Annotated in this window: 1 protein-coding gene and 1 pseudogene; both read left to right on the forward strand. The window is 74.2% G+C overall.

Annotated elements, in window-relative coordinates; genetic code table 11:
- Positions 1 to 342 (forward strand): HAD family hydrolase (locus FV222_RS28720; protein ID WP_147816513.1); only part of this gene is annotated, 342 nt, incomplete at its 5' end.
- Positions 332 to 555: pseudogene (locus FV222_RS28725) on the forward strand (glycosyltransferase family 2 protein); the annotation flags it as partial. The gene FV222_RS28720 and the pseudogene FV222_RS28725, both read left to right, overlap by 11 nt.

Here is a 555-nt window from a genome sequence, read left to right on the forward strand (position 1 = left end):
GTGCGCGCCCGCCTCGCCCTCGCGGGGCAACGCGCCACCGTGATCCACAGCCACGGCCGCTACCTCGACGTGCTGCCGGCGGCGGCGTCGAAGGGCACGGCGGTGGCCCATGTTCGCGCCCTCTACGCCCTGCCGGAGCGGGCGGTGTTCGTCGCCGGTGATTCCGGCAACGACGTCGAGATGCTGCGCGCCGGGGCGCAGGCGATCATCGTGGCCAACTACTCCGACGACCTGGCGAGCCACGCCGGCTTGCAGCACTCCTACGTCGCCCGCGCTTCGCACGCCCGCGGCATCATCGAGGGCGTCGGGCATTTCCGCCGGATGCTGGCCGATGCCGTCTGACGCGTCCGATGGGCCGTCGGCGAGCGTGCTCACCCTGGTCCGCGGCCGGGCGGACCGGCTGCGCAACCTCATGGCCGAGCTGGCGCGGCAATCCGTGCCACCTCGCGAGCTGGTCATCGCCTGGATGCAGCCGGAGCGTGCCGCCGACTTGCCCGACCCGGGCTGCCCCGTCCGCCATCGCCACGTCGCCGGCGAGCCGATGCCGCTCGCGGC

It is taken from the genome of Methylobacterium sp. WL103 (assembly GCF_008039885.1).
In the GTDB taxonomy this organism is placed as follows: Bacteria; Pseudomonadota; Alphaproteobacteria; order Rhizobiales; family Beijerinckiaceae; genus Methylobacterium; species Methylobacterium cerastii.